Source organism: Nitrosomonas communis, from assembly GCF_024102715.1.
Classification (GTDB): domain Bacteria; phylum Pseudomonadota; class Gammaproteobacteria; order Burkholderiales; family Nitrosomonadaceae; genus Nitrosomonas; species Nitrosomonas communis_B.
The window spans coordinates 1-6286 of sequence record NZ_JAGFJM010000118.1 but is presented as its reverse complement, the minus strand read 5'-3'; the positions used below and the strand labels follow the sequence as shown (position 1 = coordinate 6286).

6 protein-coding genes and 1 pseudogene are annotated in these 6286 nt (G+C 47.6%); 4 read left to right on the top strand and 3 right to left on the bottom strand.

Going from position 1 to position 6286, the window contains the following annotated elements; genetic code table 11:
• The 3 genes from J5I83_RS11445 to J5I83_RS11435 form a co-directional block, all read left to right on the top strand.
• Positions 1–203, top strand: a 203-nt coding sequence (locus J5I83_RS11445) for a hypothetical protein (RefSeq protein ID WP_304056150.1), incomplete at its 5' end; no start/stop codon positions are given.
• 235 nt (positions 204–438) lie between these two features.
• Entirely contained in the window at positions 439–1461 is a 1023-nt protein-coding gene (locus J5I83_RS11440) for a ketopantoate reductase family protein (protein WP_304056147.1), read from the top strand.
• Positions 1462–1810: 349 nt separating this feature from the next.
• Positions 1811–2890 carry an AI-2E family transporter gene (locus J5I83_RS11435; RefSeq protein WP_304056146.1) on the top strand — a complete coding sequence of 360 codons (1080 nt, stop codon included), beginning with the start codon at positions 1811–1813 and terminating at the stop codon, positions 2888–2890.
• A 40-nt stretch (positions 2891–2930) separates the two neighbouring features.
• Here J5I83_RS11435 and J5I83_RS11430 read toward each other — a convergent pair whose 3' ends face one another.
• The 3 genes from J5I83_RS11430 to J5I83_RS11420 all read right to left on the bottom strand — a co-directional run bounded on the left by J5I83_RS11430 (position 2931) and on the right by J5I83_RS11420 (position 5503).
• Positions 2931–3614: a hypothetical protein gene (locus J5I83_RS11430; RefSeq protein WP_304056145.1), complete on the bottom strand. Its 684-nt coding sequence runs from the start codon at positions 3612–3614 to the stop codon at positions 2931–2933.
• A gap of 322 nt (positions 3615–3936) precedes the next feature.
• Positions 3937–4365 (bottom strand): hypothetical protein, encoded by a 429-nt coding sequence (locus J5I83_RS11425; protein ID WP_304056143.1) that lies wholly within the window; start codon positions 4363–4365, stop codon positions 3937–3939.
• Positions 4366–4627: 262 nt separating this feature from the next.
• Complete coding sequence (locus J5I83_RS11420; RefSeq protein WP_304056140.1) at positions 4628–5503, bottom strand: glycerophosphodiester phosphodiesterase; 876 nt, start codon at positions 5501–5503, stop codon at positions 4628–4630.
• A 209-nt stretch (positions 5504–5712) separates the two neighbouring features.
• On the opposite strand from J5I83_RS11420, the pseudogene J5I83_RS11415 reads away from it, so the two are divergent.
• Positions 5713–6286, top strand: a pseudogene (locus tag J5I83_RS11415) (phosphoketolase); the annotation flags it as partial.

The following is a 6286-nucleotide window of genomic DNA, read 5'->3' as shown; positions in this document are numbered from 1 at the left end:
ACAAAATTTTTGTGGATGAGCCCTCAAAAAGGGGAGCAGTCCGCCCCCAATGCAGCATAAGGGTGAAAAACTCCTTTGAAAAAGGAGTAAAACTTTACTTTTCTGTTAAAAAAACGCGCAAAAGTGTCATTTGGAAATTTTTCCCCGTCACCACAACAAAATTATCAGGGTTATGCAGAGGTCTTAGCATCTGGGTGTTTTGATCATGTCTTTTCTGTGCAATCAAGAGAAAGGGTGTGCATCTAAATTTTTAGTGTTGCCCAGAAACTTGCTTTATAGCTTGTCGATAAGAACTACCTCTACGTGTTTGCACGTATTTTATAAATCAGCATATTGCAGTACATTATTACCCCGAGCAGCGCTGGCATTTCCGAGCGCTTTTCTTTTGGGTGCTATATGCCATTTACCTTGACAATTTTTTCGGGGCGGTATTAATAAATGTTGAATTTGCTTAACAAACCTATTCATATCTTGGGAATTGGCGGTATTGGTGCCGTACTTGGCTGGGCTTTGGCACGGGAGGGTTATTCCGTGATACTGGTTGATAATCATGCTGGCAAAGTCGCTGAAGGCAGAAAGCATGGTGTCACGATTGTCGGACTGGGCACGCAAGCGGTAACTTTCATGGCTTTTGATGATTGGGTTGCACCAAAAGAAGGCTTCATTCTGCTCTGCACCAAAACATATAACAATGCAGAAGTGCTTGCACGCTTGCCTGACAATGCCTTTCTGGTAACGATTCAGAACGGCTTTGATTCATCACTGGAGCAGCGCAATCATGCATGCGAAGGCATTGCTTCTTTTGTGTCAGAATGTCAGCGTGATCGCCCTGTAACTCGAATTACCAGGGCGGGTAGCCTCTATATTGGAGCACGCCGGTCTGTCACCGCATACGAGCATGACGAAATAATGTCATTAGCTAAAGCTCTGGGAAAGGCAGAGCTATTTCCGGTCAAGTTGACTAACGATATTCGTCCTTACAAAGCAACCAAACTGATGTACAACGCCGCTATCTCTCCGCTTGCGGCGGTAGCAGGCGTAGATAACGGCGCATTGTTGACCGACTTGCTGGCTAAACAGCTCTTTTTTGGCATGCTGCGCGAAAATTATGCCATTCTCAAGCATGCGCAAATTCAGCTTGCTCGCATCGGACCATTTCATCCCGATACCGTTTCTTTAATTCTGAGCATGCACTCTTTGAGTAAATTTATGGCCATGTTTTTCCGACCATCGCTACGCGGCACCTATTGTTCCATGGCTCCGGATATTTCTGGCCAGAACTGCCGCACGGAGATCGATGCCTATAATGGTTATCTGATCCGGCTGGCGGGCGACTTTCCTTGTCCGTTAAACCGGGCCGTATTGGTACTTGTTGAAAGGGTGTGCCAGGAAGGCTTGCAACCTCAGCGTCAATATCTTCAGTATTTGGCAAATAATTTACCGGCAGGTGTTCTGCCGTAATAGCGGCCATCGCTGGCGCACTCAGCTCGTTGCATTGATGAACTGATTTTTCCAATCCTTGGCGGTCATGCAAGGCTTGAATGCAAGAATAAGTGTTTATCAATTAACGTGATTCGTACGTGTTTGCACGTATTTCTTTGGCCAATGTCTTCTAATAATCTATGGAAACGCATCGTTGAATAAAAAAGACGTTTCCTATCGCTTGCCGCGGATGGCGAAATGGCCGAACAATGCGGTGGCTGTTGCAGCATCCGGTTAGTCGGTTATGTTTCTGAGGCATTTGCTATTGCTGAAGGAATAAAACCAGCGTATCGAGTGTAAACCCAAAACAACGCATAAGGAGCCTATCATGACTTTGAACGCCGCTCCTCCTCCGCGCGACGATTTGTCCAGTAGAGTGGCAGAAACCGCCATACGCCTAGGCGCGTTGGCACTTGTGCTGATTTGGTGTTTTCAAATACTGCAGCCATTTATTATTCCGGTGGTGTGGGGAGTGATTATTGCGGTGGCGATCCATCCTCTTTACCTCACCTTGACTAATCTGCTGGGCGGCCGGCGCGCAATCGCAGCAGCGCTGCTTATCACCGTGTTGTTGGCGCTGTTAATGGTACCCACTATTACCTTAACGAAGCTGCTGGTGCAAAACGTGGCAACGCTGGCGGAGCAATTTCGCCAGGAACAGTTCGTCATTCCGCCGCCGCCAGAGGCTGTCAAGAACTGGCCACTCATTGGCGAGCCTATCGTAAAAATGTGGAGCCTTGCCTCAACCAATCTGGCTGACGCCTTAAAATTGCTACAGCCCCAGCTTAAAGCCGCCGCTGCCTGGCTGCTTAACGTTGCTGCCAGCGCGGGTCTGGGCATGATCATGTTCGTGTTTGCTTTCGTCATTGCTGGTGTGTTGCTGGCGCATTCTGCCAGCAGTTATCAGCTTGCGCACGGCATAGCCCGGCGCTTGGTGGGCGAGCGCGGCGATGATTTCGCCAATCTGGCCGAAGTCACCATTCGCAGCGTTGCGCGCGGGGTGCTGGGCGTTGCCGTTATTCAGTCGTTACTGGCGGGGCTTGGTTTTCTCTTTGCCGGTGTGCCCGGCGCCGGCATATGGACGTTATTATGCTTGATCTCAGCAGTAGTGCAGATCGGGGTGGGGCCTATTGTCATTCCGGTCATAATCTATGTCTTTACCAGCAGCGATACGCTCACTGCAGTGATATTTCTAATATGGAGTATGCTTGTTATGTTGCTGGATAACGTACTGAAACCATTGCTGCTGGGGCGCGGTGTTGACGTACCCATGGTGGTGATTTTTTTGGGAGCGATCGGTGGCATGCTGCTGTCCGGTATCGTTGGACTGTTCGTTGGCGCGATTGTGCTCGCGTTGGGCTACAAACTGTTTCAGACCTGGTTGAACATGGAATCTTTATCTCGGTAGGCCTGCACTGCAAAGTAGCGCAGTGTTGTCTTGGGAGCGGTTATGGTTTATCTGCTGGGGAAGCCGCGTTCGGTTTATCCCTGAGATTCGTTAGCAAAATATACGTACTGACTAGTAATACCCACAGTGGAAACGCTAGCGGCGTCCAGTAAAAATAGCCGACGCTCAATAACAAGAGTAGCGCCATTGCATAACCAAGAAATGCGATCCATTGAGGGAAAATCTTGGTACGAACAGCAACCGTACAGATTGAGATCATAAACACCCCCGCCATTTTCATCGCATAGACGTTGACAATCTGATACACCACCGTGCGGCCAAAGGTGTAAATGCCGGATTCCACAAACTTGTCGGGTGTTGCGCTGTAGCTGATCAGGATGCCCGCCGCTACTGCTCCCGAAGCAAACAGCATGGCCACAAACAGCAAGCCGCTGCCAAGGAACACAGTAGCGAAAAAGCGATCTTCATAAACCCCAATTCGATCCCGCAGCACGCCGATGAACCATAAAAAGGCAATGCCCGCGAATGGCAGTAGATACAGTGCGAGATTGACGGCCTTCTTGCCACCTGCCAACCAAGTTCCAGCGTCTTGCGGATCGGCCGGAACCGAAATCCGGAAGAGTACCAGGCTAGTGATATACAACAGAGAAAACGCGATGCCAGCTACAGCAGCTGCACGCGGGGTCTTCAAACGATTACGAGTGAGCGTTTTTTCCTGTTCCATGCTTTATTACTGGAAATATATTGCAACACTGACTCCTCGCTGATTAGATTGGAAGAGCAGATTAAATTCGAGCTAATGTTTAATTGCAAAAATAAACTATCTTATTTTTAGAATTAATTATATGTTTTATAAGAATATGTTGCCAGAAAAGTGTTTATTGAATTAATGCAATTAAACACTAGCACGGATAAACTGTTTATTTTCATCACAAGGCCGAAATAGCTTCCTTTCGATGGTAATTTTAAATATTTGAACTCCTGTTTGTCTGGCTTAGACCTGATGACTTTAGTCGTCAGGCCTCCTGCTCAAAGTAATTAGTGGTTTAGTTTCCTACCGGAAATCCTTTAGCAGCCATGCAGGAAGCAAATGCCTCATTGTAAGCATCCTGAGCTCTTCTGTCCTGACGACGCTCTTGGCGTTGTTTGGCCGCCCCTGCAGCGGCTCCCATCTTCGCTTTTTCTTCCATCTGGCTACGCGTGTATTCTTCGGCGACGCTTTCGGGGACATGGCCATATTGGCTAGTTTCGCTTCTACCTTTGGCAGCACCGGCCATAGCGCCGGCCGTCGCACCCCTGGCTCGGCCGCCCACTTGTGGCTGGGCGGCGCCGGGATTATATCCGGTTTGTTGCTGAGCAACACTCTGGCACTCGGCCTGAGCTTGCTGAAATGGGTCGCCTTGTGCAAGCACTGAGCTGCCGAAAATAACACCGAAGGCACCGATGGCTAGATGAATGGATATTGGTTTAAACATGGTTTATCTCCTCAGAAATCATCAGTTTTATAGCTTTAAAGGGAATAGATATATTCAACCTTAGCTGATATTGAATTTTCCTCTAACAGGTTATTTTGAAGCCACCCTGCTACCAATAAAGGAAAATCTATTACTCATCCCAGGAAATCTGCTAGGTATGATTCTTTGAGAGGTTATAGGAATATATGGGTTAAAAAAATACGTGCTAACACTTATTATCAAACTCCATGTGCAGGAGGAGTAATAAGTTAAATTAACTTATTCATCGTTTAAGAAAATCAAGGAGTTCTTTGGGATTATCAGTGATAATGCCATCCACGCCTTTCTCAATCATCGATTGCCAATCTTCTTTTGTATTGGGAGTCCAGGGAATTACGCGAGCCCCTATTTTGTGGATCTCTGCTACATCTTGAGCCGTCAGCCACTCATAATTTGGTGAAAGAATTTGTGCTTGGTAGGCTTTCATAAGCTTTACCAAAGCACCTGCTTCTGCAGGTCTATCTTCAACTAAAATAGAAAGAGGTAGCATGGACTCTAATCCGTGTGCGACCTTTAAAGTGCGTAAATCAAAGGATTGCAAAACCACTCTCTTCATGAGGTTGTGTTTTTTTATAACCGCCAGCACCAGCTTTATAAACTCCTCAGGTGAAGGTGAGTATTCAGGGTGGGCCTCCTCACTTTTTATTTCAATATTAAAATGCACTTTCTTCACGACAGAAAGCTTTGATTTTTCAACCATTTCAAACACTTCATCGAGGGTTGGAATGGGTGTTTCTGGTTGAATGACTTGTTGAGGAAAACTTGGATTGACCAAGGAACCGCAGTCATAAGCTTTTAACTCCTTTAATGTCAGTGATCGAATGGGAATTTGGGCTGTGATTTTCTTTCCTTGAGGATCTAAGCAAATATCAGGATTTAACACCGGGTCATGATGAACTACTACATGGCCATCTTTTGTAATAAGCGTATCTAGCTCCAAGGTATCCACGCCCAATTGGAGGGCATATTCAAAGGCTGGCAGCGTATTTTCTGGTCGTGCCCAGCGAGCGCCTCGATGCCCTTGCACTTCTAATGCAAATGAATTTGCTGGCACAAAAAATGAAATTAAAAAAGCACCCATCAATAACGCTCTTCTCATCTTTATGCTCCTTTCAAATCGAGTTGATAAGCACGGCCTGCGAACCACCCCGGGTTTTCTGGATACTCGGTAGTTTGAGTCAAAAGAAAAAATTTTGCTCGTTTGCGCTTGTTAATAAAAGCATTCCTACGTGTTTGTACGTATTTTTTTAGCCAGAGTATTCCGCTAGGCTATTGGGTATCCCTTTATCCGCAAAAGGAGTTCTGAAGATGGACTATACCGGACAAAAAATTGCAGCTGCCAGCAATCCACTCAGTGCCAAAGAGATACGCACGATGAACGCCTGGTGGCGCGCCTGTAATTACCTCTCGGTAGGCATGATTTATCTGCGTGACAATCCGCTGCTGAAGGAGCCGCTCAAGATCGAGCATGTCAAGCATCGATTACTCGGACACTGGGGTGCGAGCCCGGCGCTGTCGTTTGTCTGGGCGCACCTTAACCGGCTGATCAAGCGCGACGATCTCGACGTGATTTTTATGGCCGGCCCGGGTCATGGGGCGCCTGGCGTGATCGGGCCGACCTATCTCGAAGGCACTTATGCCGAGGTTTATCCCGACAAGAGCGAAGACACGGAGGGGTTACGCAAGTTCTTCAAACAATTTTCCTTCCCCGGCCAAATCGGTTCGCATGTGACACCGGAAACACCTGGCTCCATTCATGAGGGCGGCGAACTGGGTTATAGCCTGTCTCATGCTTATGGCGCTTGCCTGGATAACCCAGATCTGATCGTCGCCTGCGTAGTGGGCGATGGTGAAGCCGAGACCGGGCCGCTCGCTACCGCCT

Excerpts from the sequence above, each read along its gene's own strand:
- J5I83_RS11425 (WP_304056143.1), bottom strand. The coding sequence starts at position 4,365 with ATGTTTAAACCAATATCCATTCATCTAGCCATCGGTGCCTTCGGTGTT.
- J5I83_RS11420 (WP_304056140.1), bottom strand. The coding sequence starts at position 5,503 with ATGAGAAGAGCGTTATTGATGGGTGCTTTTTTAATTTCATTTTTTGTG.
- J5I83_RS11435 (WP_304056146.1), top strand. The coding sequence starts at position 1,811 with ATGACTTTGAACGCCGCTCCTCCTCCGCGCGACGATTTGTCCAGTAGA.
- J5I83_RS11440 (WP_304056147.1), top strand. The coding sequence starts at position 439 with ATGTTGAATTTGCTTAACAAACCTATTCATATCTTGGGAATTGGCGGT.
- J5I83_RS11430 (WP_304056145.1), bottom strand. The coding sequence starts at position 3,614 with ATGGAACAGGAAAAAACGCTCACTCGTAATCGTTTGAAGACCCCGCGT.